This window comes from Hymenobacter sp. BRD67, from assembly GCF_013256425.1.
Classification (GTDB): domain Bacteria; phylum Bacteroidota; class Bacteroidia; order Cytophagales; family Hymenobacteraceae; genus Hymenobacter.
On sequence record NZ_CP053904.1, the window covers coordinates 595,825 to 614,025 of the forward strand.

An 18,201-nucleotide genomic window follows, 5' to 3' on the forward strand; every position below is an offset into this window, starting at 1 on the left:
TCCGTTACCTTAGCCGGGTGCGCGCTACTTCCCGCGCCGCTGTTTCATGGCTGCACCCGCTACGCTACCGGCTTCCACGCCCGGCACCGTCGAAAAAGACAACAAGCGCATCACCAACGGCTGGACGTTCTACGACTGGGCCAACTCGGTATATCCGCTCGTTATTACCAGTAGTATTTTTCCTATATATTGGTCGAGTGTTATTAAGCAGATAACCCATACCGATAACGGGCAGAGTCCGGTGAGCTTTCTGGGGATGCAGGTGCCGGGAACTTCGCTGCTCAACTACGCCATCTCGGCCTCGTTTCTGCTCATTGCCTTGGTTAGTCCGTTTCTGACATCGCTGGCCGATTTTTCGGGGCGGAAGAAGCTGTTTTTACAGGTGTTTTGCTACATCGGGGCCGCGGCGTGCGCCGGACTGTATTTCTTTGGTCCCGACACCCTTACCCTCTCTACCTTCATCTTCGTGGCGGCTACGGTGGGTTTTTCGGGCAGTATTGTGTTTTACAATTCTTACCTGCCCGAAATCAGCTCCGAGGAGAAGTTCGACTCGCTGTCGGCCAAAGGCTTTTCGATGGGCTACGTGGGCTCGGTAATCTTACTGGTTATCTGCCTGGTCATAAATCAGTTTCACGATAAAATCGGGATTGGTGGGGCGCGGGCGGCGCAGCTGTCTTTTCTGCTCACGGGCCTGTGGTGGGCGGGCTTCGCCCAGATTCCGTTTGCCACGCTGCCGCCCGACCTGGGCCGCCCGGCCGATGCGCCGGCGGCGGAGGGCGGCTGGCTGCTCAACGGCTTCCGCGAGTTGGGCAGAGTATGGGACCAGCTCCGGCAGCTGCCCAACGTGAAGAAGTTTTTGCTCGCCTACTTCACCTACAACATGGGCGTGCAAACGGTGATGTACGTGGCCACGCTGTTCGGTACCGACGAGCTGCACCTCGAATCCGGTTCGCTCATTCTCACCATCCTGCTGCTGCAAGTGGTAGCTATTGCCGGGGCTTGGCTGTTTGCCAAACTTTCCGAGCGCATCGGCAACACGCGGGCCTTGAGCTGGTCGGTGTTTATCTGGATGTTGATTTGCATTGCGGGCTACTTCGTGCAGGCCGGCTGGAGCTTCTACGCGCTGGCTTCCGTTATCGGCCTCACGATGGGCGCCATCCAGAGCCTGAGCCGCTCAACTTACTCTAAGATTATCCCCGAAAATACGCCCAACTCGGCCGCGTTTTTCAGCTTTTTCGATGTAACCGAAAAGCTCAGCATTGTTATCGGCACGGCCACGTTTGGTATCATCAACCAGGTGACGGGCTCGATGCGCAACAGCATCCTGGCTCTGATTGTGTTCTTCATCCTGGGGCTGATTTTCCTGCTTCAGCTGCGCGGCAAGAAGCTGCGCGAAGACCCGGCCGATGCTTCCTTCCTGCCGCCCCGCCCGCTTCGGCCCCGGCCGAGATGGGCCGCCCCCAAACTGTTTAGCCTAACTGCGGTTGAGGCAGGTACACGTTCACCCACCACCGTATGCACACTTCCTCCATCCAGCAAAACATTCTCGAAGAGCTCGACCGCGAGCTGGCCGTGACGCGCAAAGTTCTCGAGCGCGTGCCCGACGACAAGTTCGACTACCAGCCGCACCCCAAGTCGATGAAAATGGGTACGCTCGCCTCGCACATCGTCAATCTGCTGATGTTCAAGCAGCTATTTGTGCAAGCCAATGAGCGCGACTTCCTCGACCAGAACGCGCCCAAGCCGCCGCCCAGCCCCACCACTACCGCCGAGCTGCTGGAGCGCTTCGATAAATTCAGCGCCAGCCTGCGCCAGGCGCTCGGCGAAAGCGACGACGAAAAGCTGACGGATAATTTTGAGCTGCGGCGCGGCGAGCAGGTGCTCATGAGCCGCCCCAAGGGCGCCGCCCTGCGCATCATGGGCCTCAACCACAGTATCCACCACCGGGGCCAGCTCACGGTGTACCTGCGTCTGCTCGACATCCCGGTGCCCGGCATTTATGGCGGCTCGGCCGACGAGCCCGGCGGGTTTTAGGTCAGTGAGGTAGAAAAAAGAACGTCATGCTGAGCTTGCCGAAGCAGCTCGCTCGCGCCGTCAGGTTTATAACCCAATTGGCCTGTTAGAGATGCTTCGGTAAGCTCAGCATGACGTTCTTTTTCACTGTTTCTTACTTGAAAAAACCTGCCGGCCGCCAATCCACGTCTGTTGCACGGGCGCGTTGCGCAGCTGCTCGTTGGGCGCGGTGAGCAGGTCGGTTTTCAGCACTACAAAATCGGCCAGCATTCCCGGTTTTATCTGGCCTTTGCGTTTCTCCTCGAAGGCGGCGTGGGCGGCCCAGGTGGTCATGCCGCGCAGAGCCTGCTCGCGGGTAAGCGCATTCTCCATCTGAAAGCCGCCGGCCGGAAAGTTCTTCGCATCCTGCCGGGCCACGGCGGCGTGGAAGCCGTAGAGCGGGTTAATATCCTCGACGGGAAAGTCGGAGCCCAGCGCTACCTGGCCGTATTGCTTCAATAAATCCTGGTAGGCATAGGCGTACTTTAGGCGTTGCGGCCCGAGCCGTTCGCCGGCCCAGTACATATCGGACGTAGCGTGGGTTGGCTGCACCGACGGCACAATGTGGTACTGGCCAAACTTTGGGATATCGGCCCGGCTCACAATCTGGGCGTGCTCGATGCGCCAACGCCGGTCGGGCTGGCCTTTAAGCGCCGCCCCATATATATCCAAAAGCAAGCGGTTGCTGGAATCGCCGATGGCGTGGGTATTCATCTGAAACCTGGTGGCCGCCAGCTCTTTGGCTAAGCTCCGGTAATACTCCGGGTGTTGCAGCAAAAAGCCGGTTTCGTGCGGCCGGTCGGTGTAAGGGGCCAGCAGCGCCGCGCCCCGCGAGCCCAGCGCCCCATCGGCATACACCTTGAAAGCGCTGATGGTAAGATTATCACTGAAATATGGTCCTTTTGGTATATAATAGGCCTTGTTTTCCGGCGTCGGGTTGAGCATGGTGTAGAGGCGCAGGTGTAGCTTGCCTGCCCGCTGCAAAGCCGCCAGGCGCTCGATGTCGGCCCGGTCAAGGCCGGCATCGGCGAGACTGGTGAGGCCCACGGCCAGGCAGTTTTGCTGGCCTTGCAGCAGCGCGGCGTTGGCCTCGGTGGGGCTGGGCTCGGGTATTTTGGTGGCCACCAGCTTCACGGCATTATCGACCAGCAGGCCGGTGAGGCGGCCGGCCGCATCGTGCCCAATCACGCCGCCGCTGATGGGCGTAGCGGCCGTGACCCCGGCCAGGTCAAGCGCCTTTTGGTTGACCAGCGCCGCGTGGCCGTCGATGCGAATGATAAAAACCGGCACGTTCGGAAACAGCCGGTCGAGCGTATCCTTGGTTGGAAACTGCCGGCCCGGCCAGCGGTTCTGGTCCCAGCCGCGCCCCGTGAGCCAGGCTGCGCCGGGCTGCTCGCGCTGGTGCGCCTGCAAGCGGCTCACCGTTTCGGGCCAGGAGGCCGCGCCCACCAGGTTGGTCGAGCGCAGGCCCAGCGCGTAGCGGTAAAAGTGGCAGTGCGCGTCGTAAAAGCCGGGGTAGATAAACTGCCCTTGCGCATCCACCGTTTGCGTGGCCTGGTAGCGACTTTGCAAGTCGGCCGACTTACCCACGGCCACAAAGTGCCCGTCGCGCACGGCAAATGCCTCCGCCTTGCTAAACGTGGAGTCGACGGTGTACACCGTGGCGTTGGTTACCAGCAAATCGACTTTTTCGCGCTGCGGCTGGCAGCTGGCCAGGGCCAGCGCTATTCCTACTGTAAGGGCACTCCCAAGTTTATAAGCAAGCTGCATGGTACAAAAGGGTATGCAAAGTTCCGCTTTGAATGAATTGGACAAAGCTAAGCCCGTTCTCAGCCGGGAACGGGCTACGCAGTTTCTACCCAGGCGCAAACTATAGATTTTACAAGCCGCAAAGCCCATAATCAGCAACGCCGCGGAGCTAGCATAGCTTAACGCGGGGCCGGGGCTGAGTACCGGATTTATTCAAATTTCAGGTGCTTGACCGACTCGCCCGAGTTTTTCAGCTCCAGCAGCGACTCAATACCAATAAGGAGATGCTGCTTCACGAAGTTGGTAGTCACTTTCGAATCTGACTCGGCCGTTTTCACACCTTCGGGCGTCATAGGGTTATCGCTCACGAGCAGCAGCGCCCCGTGCGGAATATCGTTCATAAAGCCCACCACGAAGATGGTCGCCGTTTCCATGTCCACGGCCAGGGCGCGCACCCGCTTGAGGTAATCTTTAAATTCCTGGTCGTGCTCCCACACGCGGCGGTTAGTAGTATACACGGTGCCGGTGTAGTAGTCGAGCTCATGCTTCTTAATCATCGACGAAACGGCCCGCTGCAACCGGAAAGAAGGCAGTGCCGGAATCTCTTTCGGCAGGTAGTCGTCGGAAGTGCCATCGCCGCGAATGGCGGCAATCGGCAGCACCAAATCGCCCAGCTTGGTTTTTTTCAAGCCCCCGCATTTGCCCAGAAACAAAGCCGCTTTGGGCTTAATGGCCGACAGCAAGTCCATAACCGTAGCTGCCATTGGCGAGCCCATGCCGAAATTGATGATGGTGATGCCGTTGGCCGTGGCCGACTGCATGGGCTTGTCGGTGCCGCGCACCTCCACGCCAAACTGCTCGGCAAACATGTACACGTAGTTGCTGAAGTTGGTAAGCAGGATGTACTGCCCAAACTCGCTGAGTGCCACGCCGGTATAGCGCGGCAGCCAGTTATTGACGATGTCCTCTTTGGTCTTCATAAGGTGCTGGTTATGTGAAAAATAAGCTTGTCATTGCGAGCCGGCGAAGCAATCGTAGCCGAACGACTTGTTCGGGTGTCGTTTCGGTGCGATTGCTTTGCTTTGCTGTGCTCGTCATGACAGCAAAAACAATCGCCAGAAACTAAAAAAGCCGCCTACCCGGTAGGGTACGGCGGCGCAGCGGGCAGGAAACCCAGGTGAAATGCGACAGCCAAAACCCGTACCTTTGGAGGTGATGCAAGTGCTGGACCTGCCGCCTTTCGACCACAAAACTAGGCAAAATTTAGCAAATATCCCGGAAATATGGGATGAGCTGCGCCATAAGTACGTAGCACTCACCCCCGAGGAGTGGGTGCGTCAGCACGTAGTACACTACCTGATGGCCAGCCTGGGCTACCCGCGGGGCCTGTTGAGCCTGGAGCGCGGCCACCGCTACAACCAGCGCCAGAAGCGCACCGACCTTGTGGCGCTCGGCCCCAACGGCCGCCCGCTGCTGCTGGTAGAGTGCAAGCGGCCCTCGGTGGCTATCACGCCGGCCGTAGCCCAGCAGGCTGCTACCTACAATCAAACGCTGCGTGCTCCGCTGCTGCTGCTCACCAACGGCCTGGTACACTACTGCTGGCGCGTCGACTTTGCGCTAGGGGTAAATGAGCGGCTGGCGGAGATTCCGCCCTATGTCGTAGCCAGTGAGTTGGCCGACGGCTAAACGTTGACGCGCGCTACGATGGGCTCGCGGGTAGCGGCGTTCCACCCCTTAAACTCGATGTACCGCACGTTGGGAACCCAAAACGTGCCGCCCTCAATGCGCAGGTACACACGCGTGAGCACGATTTGCTTGCCGCCAACCACCGTAAACACGTGAAAGGCCTTATCGACGCTTGATTTCATGAGCAAAAAGGGAACTTTGCTGTAGGCAGCAAATTTGAGCTCATACTTATCAGGCGCCAGCTTCGTAGCCGTCAGGCCATAGGCAAATTTGCGCTGAATAAAATTCAGGTCTTTGCGCTGGCCCTGCTCGTCGTAGCGTATCCAGAATACGTTTATGGGTTCTTCGTCCTCTACTTTGCCCGCGCTGTTCACGTTCAGCTGATAAATGACGGTATTGGTATTGGGGTCGCGCTGGAGGTAAAACAGCTGGTTGGGCACACCGGCGGGCACCGGAAACGTGAGCGGGGGTGGAACCGTGGGCGAGGTAGTGCGGGCCAGTAAGGCCAGCAGCAAAGCCGGCCACAACGTAAGAATCGACATTATTTTAGGAAGAATACCTACAACACCCAACTAGCCAAAATAGCTCAGGGCGAGCTGGGCAACGCCCGCAAAAAAGCCTGCCGGACGCGTATCCGGCAGGCTTTTTTGCGGTAGTGTGGACGCTGCGAGTGCGCGCGTGTCACCGTTCCGGTGATAAGACGCGCGGACTCGGTCTACACTACGGACTTATACGGCCGCGCCTTCCAGCACCGATTCTACATCTACGAGGGGCAGGTTCCAGGCTTCGGCCACGCCTTGGTACACCACTTCGCCGTGCACCACGTTCAGGCCGAGGCGCAGAGCGGGGTCGCGGCGGCAGGCTTCCTGCCAGCCCAGGTTGGCCAGCTTCACGGCGTAGGGCAGCGTAGCGTTGGTGAGGGCCAGGGTCGAGGTGTAGGGCACCGCGCCGGGCATGTTGGCCACGCAGTAGTGCACCACGTCGTCGATAATGAAGGTCGGGTTTTCGTGGGTCGTGGGCCGGCAGGTTTCAATGCAGCCGCCCTGGTCCACGGCCACGTCCACGAGCACGGTGCCGGGGCGCATGGTCTTGAGCATGTCGCGGGTGATGAGGTGCGGCGCCTTCGCGCCCGGAATGAGCACGGCACCCACCACGAGGTCGGCGGTTTTGATGGCTTCGCGGATGTTGTACTCGTTGGAGTACTGCGTTACCACGTTCTTGGGCATGAAGTCATCAAGCTCGCGCAGGCGGTTCAGGTTGATGTCCATCACTGTCACCTGCGCGCCCAGGCCGGCGGCTACCTTGGCAGCCTGCGTGCCTACGATGCCTGCGCCCAGCACAAGTACGTGTGCGGGCTTTACGCCAGGCACGCCGCCGAGCAGAATGCCCCGGCCTTTCAAGGGTTTTTCGAGATATTTAGCGCCCTCCTGAGGCGCCATACGGCCGGCCACCTCGCTCATCGGAATGAGCAGCGGCAGCGCCCGCGAAGGCAGCTCCACGGTTTCGTACGCGAGGCAGATAGCCTTGCGCGCTATCATGGCGTGAGTCAGCTCTTCGCCGCTGGCAAAGTGGAAGTAGGTGAACAGCAGCTGGTTTTCTTTGATGAGCGGATACTCTTCCGCAATCGGCTCCTTCACCTTGATAATCATGTCGGCCTGGCCATACACGTCAGCAATGGTCGGCAGCATTTTAGCCCCCGCCTGCACGTACTCGGCGTCGGCAAAGCCTGAGCCTTCGCCCGCGCTGGCCTGCACCAGCAGCGAATGGCCATGTTTGCGCAATTCGGCTACGCCGGCCGGCGTGAGGCCAACGCGATTCTCATTATTCTTAATTTCTTTCGGAACACCGATAATCATGGGGCGGGGGAGGGGAGAAGTGGGGGAGAAACGTGCCGTAAAGATACGGCTGCTTAAATCAGTGCGCAGTGAACAGGGAACATAGAACAATTATTTTGAAGCTGCAATTGTTCCCTGTTCACTGCGCACTGATTTAAGTAGCCCCTGCACATCGAGCGGGCGGGTATACATGGTCAGCTTGCCGTCGGGCGTAGTAGGCCACTCGGCGCGGGGGCGGTCCCAGTACAGTTCCAGGCCGTTGCCATCGGGGTCGTCGAGGTATATGGCTTCGCTCACGCCGTGGTCGGAGGCCCCGCGCAGCGGGTAGCCCGCTGCCAGCAGCCGCTTCACCACGGCTGCCAGGCCGGCCCGGTCGCGGTACAGAATAGCGGCGTGATACAGGCCCGCCACGCCCTCGCGCACGGCCGGCTTGCCCCCTGGCTGTGCCAGGTGTTCAGTCCGATATGATGGTGGTAGCCATCGGCCGACAAAAACGCTGCCTGCTCGCCGGCTTCCAGCATTACTTCGAAGCCGAGCAGGTCGTGGTAAAACCGCAGGGCCCGCGCCATATCGGTTACCTGCAAATGGATGTGGCCGATACTGGTGCCCGCGGGCACAGTATAAGCAGTAGGACTGGAAGCGCTGGGGTTGGGGTTCATCGTAATAAAAAGCTACTGGAGAGATTTAAATAATGTACCTACATCAATCAACAATCAGGCCCGAAAAAAGCCCTGCCAATCCGGCAGGGCTATACGCTACTGGTTGGTAAGTTGGCTACTTGAAGGGCACTGAGGAGCTGCTCTCCTTTACCAGGCTCGTGGGCACCAAGTCTTTTACCACCGTGGCCTTGAGCGTCAGCTTGGTATCGCCGTGCATATCATTGGAAGCCAGCGTAACGACCTCGGCGGCGGGGCCCAGGGTGCGGGGCGCGTACACCAGCTCAACCACGACACTCTGGCCGGGACTGATGGGCGCGGGCGCGGAGCGGTAGCCTACACAGTAGCAGTTGGATGATACCGTGGTTAACACCAGGTCTTTAGGCCCGGTATTGCGCACGCCGATGCGGGCTACCGGCTGCGTGCCGGCCTCCAGGCGCCCGAAGTCGTAGCTGGCCCGCTCCAGCAGCAGCTTGGGGAGGCCGCCAGCTGGGCCGGCGTCAGCGTAGCCCGAAGCTCGTCTTTTGTGAGTACCGTGCCCTTAAGGCTGAGAACCTTGCTGGCTTCGGTAGCATTACTCATCACCGTTACGGTTTTGGCAAATACGCCGGGGCGGCCGGCGCTGTTGTACACCGCTTTGATGATGCCCGACTTGCCCGGCAGCACCGGCGATTTGGTCCACTCCGGGGTGGTGCAGCCGCAGCTGGCCTGGGCATTGGCAATAACGATGGGTTGATTGCCCGTGTTTTTAAAGCGAAACTCGTAGGTTGCCATCGTGCCTTCGGCTACCTTGCCGAAGTCGTGGTCGGTGTTCTCAAAGGTGAGCACGCCCTGGGCGTGGGCGGCCAGCGCCAGCAGGCAAAGGGCCAGGGTAGAAACGAAACGCATAAGCTAAAAGCCAGGGTTTAACCTGGGTAATAAGATAGAGTAACAGTTAGTTAACCCCAGCCGGCCGGGGCATAGGCAAATATACAGCCCGCCCCCGGCCGATTCCGTAAATTTGCGGCATCGCACGTCCTTCCCACCCACCACTTCTTACTTCGTTTTTATGTCTGACACGCTGCTAGCCCCGGCCCCCGCGCACCTGTCTCTTTCCAAAGCTGAGCTGCTGGACGACTACCGCCTCGGGTGGGAGAGCCGCCATGCTTCGCTGGCGGGCCGCCGGGAGGTATTTATGGGCAAGGCCAAATTCGGTATTTTTGGCGATGGCAAGGAATTGCCACAGCTGGCCATGGCCCGCGCTTTCCGGGCCGGTGACTTTCGCTCGGGCTATTACCGCGACCAAACCTTTATGGTAGCAATCGGGGAGCTTACCTGGCAGCAGTATTTTGCCCAGCTCTACGCCCACGCCGACCCCGAAGCTGACCCCAGCACCGCCGGCCGCGCCATGAACGGGCACTTCGGTACCCGCCTCCTCGATGAGGACGGCCATTTCAAGCCCCAGACAGCCAGTAAAAACTCGTCGGCCGATATCTCGCCCACCGGTGGGCAGATGCCCCGGCTCGTGGGGCTGGCCTACGCTAGCAAGCTCTACCGCCAAAACCCTGCCCTGCACCAGTTTACCGACTTCTCGGTGAATGGCAACGAGGTGGCGTTTGGCACCATCGGCAACGCCAGCACCTCGGAGGGCGTGTTTTTTGAAGCTATCAATGCGGCCGGCGTCTTGCAGATTCCACTGCTGATGTCGGTGTGGGACGACCACTATGGTATTTCGGTGCCGGCTGAGTATCAGACGACCAAACAAAGTATTTCGGCTATATTAGCCGGCTTCCAGCGCGAGGGCGAAGGCCAGGATGGCTTCGAGATTTTTGTGGTGCGCGGATGGGATTATCAAAGCCTGGTCGATACCTATCAGCGGGCGGCGGCCGTGTGCCGCGAGCAGCACGTGCCGGTGCTCATCCACGTGACGGAAGTGACGCAGCCGCAGGGCCACAGCACTAGCGGCTCGCACGAGCGCTACAAGCCCAAGGAGCGCCTGAGCTGGGAAGAGCAGTACGACTGCCTGGTTAAGTTTCGCGAATACCTGCTCACCGAGGGCGTTGCCAGCGAAGACGAGCTGGCCCAGATTGAGAAAGCTGCCGCCGCCACTATCAAGCAGGCGCGTACCACGGCATGGAGCGCGTTTTTCGACCCCATTCAGCAGGAGCGCGACGAGGCCCTGGCGGTGCTCAACCAGCTCGTGGCGGAGAGCGGCACCGAAAACCAGCTGGCTGAGCTGGTCAATGGCCTCAAAACCAATTTAACTCCCATTCGGGCCGACATTGTGCGTACGCTGCGCAAAGCGCTGCGCCAGGTGCGCGGCAGCAAGCCCAGTGCCGGCCGCCGCGCCGCCCAGCGCCTGCTCGAGCAGTGCGAAGCCGAAAATGCGGACCGCTACAATTCCTATCTTTTCAGCCAGAGCGAAGAGGCGGTGGGCAATATCGAGGAAGTGCCCATGCAGCTGGCCGCCGATGCCTCGCTCGTGGATGGCCGCGAGGTGCTGCAAGCCTGCTTCACGGCCAACTTCGAGCGCGACCCCCGCATCTTTGCCATCGGGGAAGATGTGGGCCGCATTGGCGATGTCAACCAGGCGTTTGCGGGCTTGCAGGAGCGCTTTGGCGAGCTGCGCGTAACGGATACCGGCATCCGCGAATGCACGATAATCGGGCAGGGCATCGGGGCCGCGCTGCGCGGCCTGCGGCCTGTTGCCGAGATACAATATCTCGATTATCTATTATATGCCATCCAGATTCTCAGCGACGACGTGGCCTGCCTGCAATACCGCACCAAGGGCGGGCAGAAGTCGCCGCTCATCGTGCGCACGCGGGGCCACCGCCTGGAAGGTATCTGGCACTCGGGCTCGCCCATCCAGATGATACTCGGGGCCATTCGGGGTATGCACCTGTGCGTGCCGCGCGACATGACCCAGGCGGCGGGCTTCTATAACACGCTGCTGCGCTCCGACGAGCCGGCTATCGTCATCGAGTGCCTGAACGGCTACCGCCTCAAGGAAAAGCTGCCAACCAACGTGGGCGAGTTTACGCTGCCGCTGGGCCGGCCTGAGGTGCTGCGCGAAGGCGAAGACCTGACCATCGTCACCTACGGCTCGATGTGCCGCATTGTGCTGGAGGCCGCCCGGCAGCTAGCCGAAGTCGGTATCTCAGCAGAAGTGATTGATGTGCAGACGCTATTGCCTTTCGATACCGACCAGCTGATTGCCGACAGCCTGCGCAAAACCGGTCGCATCATCTTCGCCGATGAGGATGTGCCGGGCGGGGCTACGGCCTACATGATGCAGCAGGTACTCGATGGACAGAATGCCTATCAGCTGCTCGACTCGCCGCCGCACTGCCTGGCCGCGCAGGCCCACCGCCCGCCCTACGGCTCCGATGGCGACTACTTCTCCAAGCCCAACGCCGAAGACGTATTCGACCTGGCCTATGAAGTAATGCGCGAGGTAGAGCCGGCAAAATTTCCGGCCATTTATTGATTTTCGAGTAACTAAAAGGGTGAGCTAAAAAACTTAGCTCACCCTTTGGTAGTGCTTATAATCAGTCTGACAACACCTTAGCGCTAAGGAAAAATAACGCTGGTAGTAGTGATTGTATTACTCTCGTGCATCGCCCGGTCGGCGATGCTGACCTGAAATCGTACTTCCTCCCCGGAAAAGAAGGCGGTCTGTTTGGCGAATACAAATTGCCAGTTCAGAACGCCTTTGATGGGGCATGGCTGTCCTCCGAAGTAACCGGCTCAAAGCGACTATAATATTGGCTGGCAACATAGTAGGTGCTGTCAGTTATGTGCCGGTTGATGCTGGCCAGCGACACAAACTGTCCCGTAGACTTATCTTTAATAAACGCCTCTATAAAGTAATTATACGCATAGCGCGTGCCTACGTAAGGGGGGGCGGCGCTTTCCGGGCCAGTCAGGCCCAGGTCGCCATCACCATCCTGATAATTAATAGTAACGGTTACCGAGTCGCCTGTTATGGCGGGCCTGCTAACGTGCGTCAGGTTTATATTATTAAAGGAAATCTCCGGCGTAGTGGAAAATTTGGGCTCAGCCAGGCAGCTGCTCAGCCCCGTTGCCAGCACGCCGAACATGCCTGCCGCAACTGCTAGTCGAAGTAAAGTCATAAATGCTAAAAAGATGAGTCCCCGTCTGCGCCGCCTTTACCCCAACGCGTCGGCCGCTTGATTGTTGTAAAGGCGTAAATGTAAGCCGGCCGCCGCTTGGTTATACCGGCGGCCTTTTGGCTTAACCCCTGCTGCTTGCTATGAGTTTCCGTACTTCTTTTCTGGGCGCTGATTATCAGTTGCTGACCCAGCTTACGCCCGCTGCCTTCGAGGCGGCGGCCCTGGCGCTGTTTCGCTACCAGGCGCGGCACTGCCCGCCCTATCAGGCCTACCTGGCCGGGTTGGCGCGCAAGGGCGGCGACTATGACCCCGCTTCGGTGCAGCGGCTTACCGATATTCCGTTTTTGCCCATCGAGTTTTTCAAAACCCAGGAAGTGCGCACCGACCCCACTGCGTGGCAGCCGCAGGAGATGTTCCGCAGCAGCGGTACTACGTTGCAGCAGCGTAGCCGCCACCTCGTGCGCGACCCGGCGCTGTACCGGGCCAACGCGGCCGCTATTTTCGAGCGAGCGTACGGGCCGCTCACGGGCTGGACGTTTCTGGCGCTGCTGCCCTCGTATCTGGAGCAGGGCGAGTCGTCGCTGGTAGCCATGGTAGAAGATTTTTCCCAGCGCTCGGGGCAGGCGCAGCCGGCATTTTTCCTGCGTGACCACGCCGGCCTGCTTCGGGCCTTGGGCAAGGCCAAGCGGCAGCCAGGGCGCCGCGTCATGCTGTTTGGCGTTACGTATGCGCTGCTGGATTTAGCAGCCGAATACGGCTCCGCGCCCGAGCTGCAAGACCTGGTAGTGCTCGAAACCGGCGGCATGAAAGGCCGCCGCCGCGAGATGATTCGCGAAGAGCTGCACCAGGAGTTGCAGCGGGCGTTTGGCCCCGCGCCTATCCACTCCGAGTACGGCATGACCGAGCTGTTGAGCCAGGCGTACTCGCCGGGCCACGGCCGCTTTTACTGCCCACCCCAGTTGCGGGTACTGCTGCGCGACCCCGCCGACCCATTTTCGGTGAGCGAAAACCGACCCGACGGGGCTATCAATATCATTGATTTAGCCAATGTGGACAGTTGCGCGTTCATCGAAACCAAGGACCTGGCACGTAGCCACCCCGACGGCTCGTTTGAGGTATTAGGGCGGCTGGATAATTCCGATATTAGGGGGTGCAGCCAACTGGTGTAAACTGCGCCGATAGTATTTCGCAGAATAAATCCAACCGATGGTGACGATGATAATCAAGTTGGCCAAAATCAGCGTATTCCATCATGATGACAACATAGCGACATGAATAGAATTAAAAAACAGAGAGGACTCAGACGCTACTATAAAAATCTTGCGCTCAAAAACGATTTTGAAAGGATAACGTGGCTTGACCCTAACAATTCCGAAACCTGGTTCGACAAATGGCATGTGCACTTTGACAGAAAAGGATACGGTAACAACAGTTTTAAAAGAAGAAGTCCACACTTAGACAAGCTATTTAAGTATTTTAATATACTTACTGACAAGACAAAGCAATTAAAAACTGATTTTCAGATTTATGTCGTTCTGCTTGACTTCGATAGTTCAAGCGACGCATTATTCTTGCACACACCAAACCCTAATAATAGCCAATTCCCTTTAAAGTAGATGATTTGCAGTTAACAACGACGTTGAAAAATAAACAGCTCGTTAGGTACTTGAATGATTTAAAAGGATACGAAAAACTGTATGGTCAAGCGGATGAAGCCTTCTGTTTACTGTTCAAGAAAAGCGTGGGACAACCCTTTTGATAAAAAATGCTAAGCACTAGAAAAGCGGCGCCAGAATCAACTGATTCTGGCGCCGCTTTTCTAGTGCTTAATGCCTGCAAAGGACTTTCTACTTACCCGCAAACGCCTTAGCATCGGCTTCCTCAATAGTGGCGTCGCTCATGATGACCAGGCGTTCGACCACGTTGCGCAGCTCGCGGATATTGCCGCGCCAGTCGAGGCCCTGCAGGTATTTCAGGGCGCTGGCCGAGATAGTTTTGGGCTTGTTGCCGTAGTCGGCGGCAATGTCCTGCAGAAATTTCTGCACCAGCTCTGGAATATCCTCGCGGCGGTCGTTGAGGGCGGGCACCTGGATGAGAATCACCGAGAGGCGGTGGTAAAGGTCTTCGCGGAAGTTCTTGTCGGCAATCTCCTGCAACAGGTTTTTGTTGGTGGCCGCCACCACGCGCACGTTCACTGATATCTCTTTCTCACCGCCCACGCGGGTGATTTTGCTTTCCTGCAAGGCCCGCAGCACCTTGGCCTGGGCCGAGAGACTCATATCGCCGATTTCGTCCAGGAACAGCGTACCGCCGTCGGCCTGCTCAAACTTCCCGATACGCTGCTTCACGGCCGAGGTAAACGAGCCTTTTTCGTGGCCAAATAACTCGCTCTCAATTAGCTCAGACGGAATGGCGGCGCAGTTGACCTCCACCAGCGGGCCGTTGGCGCGGGGGCTGAGCTGGTGCAGCTGCCGGGCCACCATCTCCTTGCCCGCGCCGTTGGGACCCGTAATGAGCACGCGGGCATCGGTAGGGGCTACCTTTTCGATGGCTTTGCGCACGGCCCGAGCGCGGCCGAGGCACCCACCATCTCGGAGCCCTTGGTGGTTGCCAGCTTCTTTTTCAGGGTCTTGGTTTCGGTCACCAGCTTGCTGCGGTCGAGGGCATTGCGCACCGTTACGAGCAGGCGGTTGAGGTCGGGCGGCTTTGGCAGGAAGTCGAACGCGCCCTTTTTGGTGGCCTCTACGGCGGTTTCGATATTGCCGTGCGCCGATACCATGATAAAGGCCGCATCGGGGGCCAGCGTGCGGGCCCGCTCCAGCACTTCGAGGCCGTCCATCTTAGGCATTTTGATATCGCAGAGCACGACGTCGTATTTCTGCTGAATCAGTAAATCGAGCCCCGCCGGCCCGTCCTCGGCCTGGTCGACCTGGTAATTCTCAAACTCCAGAATTTCCTTAAGCGTGTGGCGGATAGACTTTTCGTCGTCGATGATAAGAATGCGGGGCATGGAGAAGAAATTAAAGTGCGTTTGTCCTTACGAGCGCAGCGCGGCAATCTCACCTGAACAAAATCATTCGGGCATCGTGCTGGTGAGATTGCCGCGCTGCGCTCGCAAGGACAAACGATTTTATACAAAAAAGCGGCTACTTTCGGAAGAAAGCAGCCGCCGAAATTACGCAGTGAGCCGATAAGCCGGGTTCTGTCCGCCCCAAAGTTTCTTTCGGAGCGGCCCCACCATTTATCTAGGCCCGTCGTCGCCGACGGGCTCCAGCGACCTACCCGCGAACCCGGACGGGCCGCCCGGTGTCGCCGGCCGAAGCCGCCGACGCGTTCGCTTATTTGGTCTTGCAACCCCTGAGGTTTACCCAGCCGGCATGGTCACCCAGCCGCTGGTGCGCTCTTACCGCACCTTTTCACCCTTACCCTTGCGGGCGGTTATTTTCTGTGGCACTGGCTGTCCTGGCCCGTTTGGCCAGTCCTTCCCGTTAGGAAGCAGGGTGCCCTGTGTTGCCCGGACTTTCCTCCCCGCCCGCATTTGCGTTGGGCGCGGCGGTGGGGTGGCTCACTGCGAGGGCAAAGGTAGGGGCTATTTGGTGGCAGGCAGAAAATCTTCGCGCAAAGGGAAAACAAGTCCATGCCCCAGCAAGGTTAAAGGCGAGGTTAAAAGATAAATTTTGGGTAAATATTCATATATTACAACTTTTACTTGCTAGGGCACCCACACCAGCTTATCCGCGCTCAGCGTCTGCTCGCCGTCCCAGCGGTAGCCGATTAGCTGGCCGCCCCGCGCCACGCTGTAGTCGAGGCACACGGCGTGCGGCTGCAAAATCTGCGGCTCGCCGCGCAGCCAGTAGTGGCCGAAAAACACCGGTTTCTCGTCTTGGTAATACCAGGGGTCGAGGCTGGCAAAATCAAAGGCGCGGTTGCGCAGCTCGGGCAGGTCTTCGAGAAAATACTCGTGGTAGGCAGCCGCCGTGGCCGGGTTTTGCCACCAGCGCACGCGGGTAAGGTCGCGGTGATGACCATCTTTATCGGCGAAGGTGAGGCCGCCGGGCAGGCGTACCTCGCGGCCTTTGAGCGTCACCTCGATGGCCTCGAACTCGGCCGTGCCACGCCGGCTGGCGCGCAGCATAAAGTCGGGGGTGAGGCACAGGTCGGGCAGCTCGCCGCGTAAATAGTCAATGTGCCGGGGCTCCCAGCAGGCGTGCACGGCCCGCAGGCCGGGCAGCTCCAGGGCCAGGGGCAGCGTCCGCAACCAGGCCAGGTAGCCCTGCCACTCGCGGTACAGCTCGGGCGTGCGAAACTCCTTGATGGTTTCGAGGTGCTGCATTATGTGCCAGGGCCGGTGCGGCCGAAGGTGGCCACCGGCTGGGTCTTTCTGCCAGAAAGCCAGCGCGTTGTACTCGTGGTTGCCCAAAATGGCCAGTGCCGCGCCGCCTTCCACCATACCGCGCACCAGCGACAGCGTTTCGCGGATTTTGGGGCCCCGGTCTACGTAATCGCCCAGAAAAATCACCTGCCGGCCGCTGGGGTGGTGCGGCACGCCGGCCGCATCGGGCCGGTAGCCGAGGTGGTGCAGCAAGGCACACAGCTCATCGGCGTGGCCGTGAATGTCGCCGATGAGGTCGTAGTAAATATTCATTGGGAGCGTAGCAGTAGTTACCGGGAGCAATTTCCACGTGAGGGTACCGGGCGGGCTGCCGGCTGTCCGCTCGCGTCGAGTGTGCTGCCAATGAGCGGACAGCCGGCGAAAAGCCGGCAGCCCGCCCGGAACCGCGACTTAGCAGCGATTATGCCTGCGGTTTACCTCGCTACTTCAATCGTACCAGCGTAGCCCCATAGCCAAACTTCTCCTTCTGAGCCTCTTCAAAGAACTTGATGTCCTTGTTGCGGCTCAGCTGGCGGTGGATTTCCTTGCGCAGCGTGCCATTGCCGGCCCCGTGGATAAATATGATTTCGTGCATATTTGTGGCTAGCGCGCGGCTCAGCGTATCCTCAAAGGCATCGAGCTGCTGGCGCAGCATGGCGGTGTTGCTGAGGCCTTCGGCTCCTTCGGGGCGCAGGGCTTCGATGTGCAGGTCTACTTCGTGAGGTGGGGCGATGAGGGCGGCCGCCGGCTGGGGCGGAGCCGGGGCAATAGCGGCCGGGACAGGAGCAGGCTTGTCGCCGCCCAGGGCTTGCTGAAGCACCTTGGCCTGTTTCGCACCGAGCGCCGGGGTGGGGTTGGCGGCGGCTTCGTGCGCAGCTTCCAGCGCGGCTTCGGCCTGGGCCAGCTTTTCGGGGCTGAGGGCGGGCGCGGGCTTTTCGTCGAGCTGAAACAGGTAGGCTTCCTTGCCGATAACCGGCGCGGGTCGGCGGCTGGTATAGAACGTGCTGGCTTTAAACGACTGGCGCTTGGTGAGCAGGTCGTAGGCCGTGTCGGCGTTCAGCTTGAAATTCAGAAGCTGAAACACCACGGCCGGCCACTGCTCAAAATCCTTGAGGTGCAGGTGAGCCAGAGCGGCGCTGGCGGCTTTGGGCTTGAGCTTGTCGGCGGCCAGGGCGCGGTACTTGCCCTGGCGCTCCTCGCCGTAGGTGAAGACCACCTCCGCCTCCGTGTTGTTGAGCAGGTGTAGCGCCAGCAGCTCGGGGGCCTGATGCACGAGCGCTAGGTAGAGGCCTTTAGCGGCCGGTGGGGGCGGGGAGGCCGGGGCCGGGCGGGGCGGCATGGCCGCGCTGGGGCCGCCGGACTGCGGCCGGGTGGCCCCAGCCGCCGGGGGCACGCCGGGGCGCTGGGCCTTGGGCTGGCCGCCCTGCGGCTTATTTTTCTTGCTGCCGGTGGCGGGACGAGCTACCTCGGGCACCGGGCGGCGGAAGGCCTGGCCTTCTTCGGCCGCCACGGGCACCAGCTCGCGGCGCAGCACCGGAATGGTAAAGTCATTGTCAATCGCCACCTCTACCAGCTCGCTGTCGAGCAGGCGGGTAATAATACCTTCTTCGGTGCCCGTGAGCAGGCGCACTCTATCTCCTACGTTCATACTAGCTGCAATTTTTCGCGAATACTACCCAGTACGCGTCGTGGGCCGTAAAGGTAGCCGCGGCGGCCAGGCAGGCGGCAAAATAGCT

At 59.5% G+C, this 18,201-nt stretch carries 16 protein-coding genes, 1 other RNA gene and 1 pseudogene; 5 read left to right on the plus strand and 13 right to left on the minus strand.

The genetic code is table 11. The features are described from left to right. Positions 1-46 precede the first annotated feature (46 nt). The gene (locus GKZ67_RS02710; RefSeq protein ID WP_173241035.1) at positions 47-1,576 is read left to right on the plus strand and encodes an MFS transporter; all 1,530 of its coding nucleotides are present in this window, start codon (positions 47-49) and stop codon (positions 1,574-1,576) included. Further along, entirely contained in the window at positions 1,516-2,034 is a 519-nt protein-coding gene (locus GKZ67_RS02715; protein ID WP_173241036.1) for a DinB family protein, read from the plus strand. Before GKZ67_RS02710 ends, GKZ67_RS02715 begins: the two co-directional genes overlap by 61 nt. Positions 2,035-2,157: 123 nt before the next feature. Here the strand turns inward: GKZ67_RS02715 and GKZ67_RS02720 are convergent, their stop codons facing one another. Together GKZ67_RS02720 and GKZ67_RS02725 are read right to left on the minus strand one after the other, a co-directional pair. Then, positions 2,158-3,822: an amidohydrolase gene (locus tag GKZ67_RS02720; RefSeq protein WP_173241037.1), complete on the minus strand. Its 1,665-nt coding sequence runs from the start codon at positions 3,820-3,822 to the stop codon at positions 2,158-2,160. A gap of 188 nt (positions 3,823-4,010) precedes the next feature. Then, positions 4,011-4,781, minus strand: a complete 771-nt coding sequence (locus GKZ67_RS02725; protein WP_173241038.1) for an AMP nucleosidase — start codon at positions 4,779-4,781, stop codon at positions 4,011-4,013. 235 nt (positions 4,782-5,016) lie between these two features. On the opposite strand from GKZ67_RS02725, the gene GKZ67_RS02730 reads away from it, so the two are divergent. Beyond that, positions 5,017-5,487: a type I restriction enzyme HsdR N-terminal domain-containing protein gene (locus tag GKZ67_RS02730; RefSeq protein ID WP_173246384.1), complete on the plus strand. Its 471-nt coding sequence runs from the start codon at positions 5,017-5,019 to the stop codon at positions 5,485-5,487. Here the strand turns inward: GKZ67_RS02730 and GKZ67_RS02735 are convergent. From GKZ67_RS02735 to GKZ67_RS02755, 6 genes are all read right to left on the minus strand, one after another. After that, positions 5,484-6,029 carry a DUF4833 domain-containing protein gene (locus GKZ67_RS02735; protein WP_173241039.1) on the minus strand — a complete coding sequence of 182 codons (546 nt, stop codon included), beginning with the start codon at positions 6,027-6,029 and terminating at the stop codon, positions 5,484-5,486. The genes GKZ67_RS02730 and GKZ67_RS02735 overlap by 4 nt on opposite strands. Before the next feature lie 186 nt (positions 6,030-6,215). Beyond that, complete coding sequence (gene ald, locus GKZ67_RS02740) at positions 6,216-7,343, minus strand: alanine dehydrogenase (protein WP_173241040.1); 1,128 nt, start codon at positions 7,341-7,343, stop codon at positions 6,216-6,218. Between the two features lie 90 nt (positions 7,344-7,433). Beyond that, entirely contained in the window at positions 7,434-7,733 is a 300-nt protein-coding gene (locus GKZ67_RS22940; protein ID WP_254245026.1) for a hypothetical protein, read from the minus strand. Further along, the gene (locus tag GKZ67_RS22945; protein WP_254245027.1) at positions 7,670-7,939 is read right to left on the minus strand and encodes a VOC family protein; all 270 of its coding nucleotides are present in this window, start codon (positions 7,937-7,939) and stop codon (positions 7,670-7,672) included. Before GKZ67_RS22945 ends, GKZ67_RS22940 begins: the two co-directional genes overlap by 64 nt. A gap of 157 nt (positions 7,940-8,096) precedes the next feature. Continuing rightward, a complete protein-coding gene (locus GKZ67_RS02750; RefSeq protein ID WP_173246387.1) occupies positions 8,097-8,450 on the minus strand; it encodes a DUF1573 domain-containing protein in 354 nt (117 codons plus the stop codon). Further along, a complete protein-coding gene (locus tag GKZ67_RS02755) occupies positions 8,390-8,866 on the minus strand; it encodes a DUF1573 domain-containing protein (protein WP_173241041.1) in 477 nt (158 codons plus the stop codon). Before GKZ67_RS02755 ends, GKZ67_RS02750 begins: the two co-directional genes overlap by 61 nt. Positions 8,867-9,026: 160 nt before the next feature. Here GKZ67_RS02755 and GKZ67_RS02760 point away from each other — a divergent pair, with 160 nt between their 5' ends. Further along, positions 9,027-11,447 (plus strand): thiamine pyrophosphate-dependent enzyme, encoded by a 2,421-nt coding sequence (locus GKZ67_RS02760; RefSeq protein WP_173241042.1) that lies wholly within the window; start codon positions 9,027-9,029, stop codon positions 11,445-11,447. Positions 11,448-11,661: 214 nt separating this feature from the next. Here the strand turns inward: GKZ67_RS02760 and GKZ67_RS02765 are convergent, their stop codons facing one another. Beyond that, a complete protein-coding gene (locus GKZ67_RS02765; RefSeq protein ID WP_173241043.1) occupies positions 11,662-12,093 on the minus strand; it encodes a hypothetical protein in 432 nt (143 codons plus the stop codon). Between the two features lie 140 nt (positions 12,094-12,233). On the opposite strand from GKZ67_RS02765, the gene GKZ67_RS02770 reads away from it, so the two are divergent. Next, the gene (locus GKZ67_RS02770) at positions 12,234-13,262 is read left to right on the plus strand and encodes an acyl transferase (RefSeq protein ID WP_173241044.1); all 1,029 of its coding nucleotides are present in this window, start codon (positions 12,234-12,236) and stop codon (positions 13,260-13,262) included. Positions 13,263-13,940: 678 nt separating this feature from the next. Here the strand turns inward: GKZ67_RS02770 and GKZ67_RS02775 are convergent. From GKZ67_RS02775 to GKZ67_RS02790, 4 genes and pseudogenes are all read right to left on the minus strand, one after another. After that, a pseudogene (locus GKZ67_RS02775) lies at positions 13,941-15,103 on the minus strand (sigma-54-dependent transcriptional regulator). Positions 15,104-15,268: 165 nt separating this feature from the next. Continuing rightward, positions 15,269-15,665, minus strand: an RNA gene (gene rnpB / locus GKZ67_RS02780) — RNase P RNA component class A. A gap of 140 nt (positions 15,666-15,805) precedes the next feature. Beyond that, on the minus strand, positions 15,806-16,738 hold the full coding sequence (locus tag GKZ67_RS02785) for a metallophosphoesterase (RefSeq protein WP_173241045.1): 933 nt from the start codon (positions 16,736-16,738) through the stop codon (positions 15,806-15,808). A gap of 169 nt (positions 16,739-16,907) precedes the next feature. Continuing rightward, complete coding sequence (locus tag GKZ67_RS02790; protein WP_254245028.1) at positions 16,908-18,113, minus strand: Smr/MutS family protein; 1,206 nt, start codon at positions 18,111-18,113, stop codon at positions 16,908-16,910. Positions 18,114-18,201: the final 88 nt, after the last annotated feature.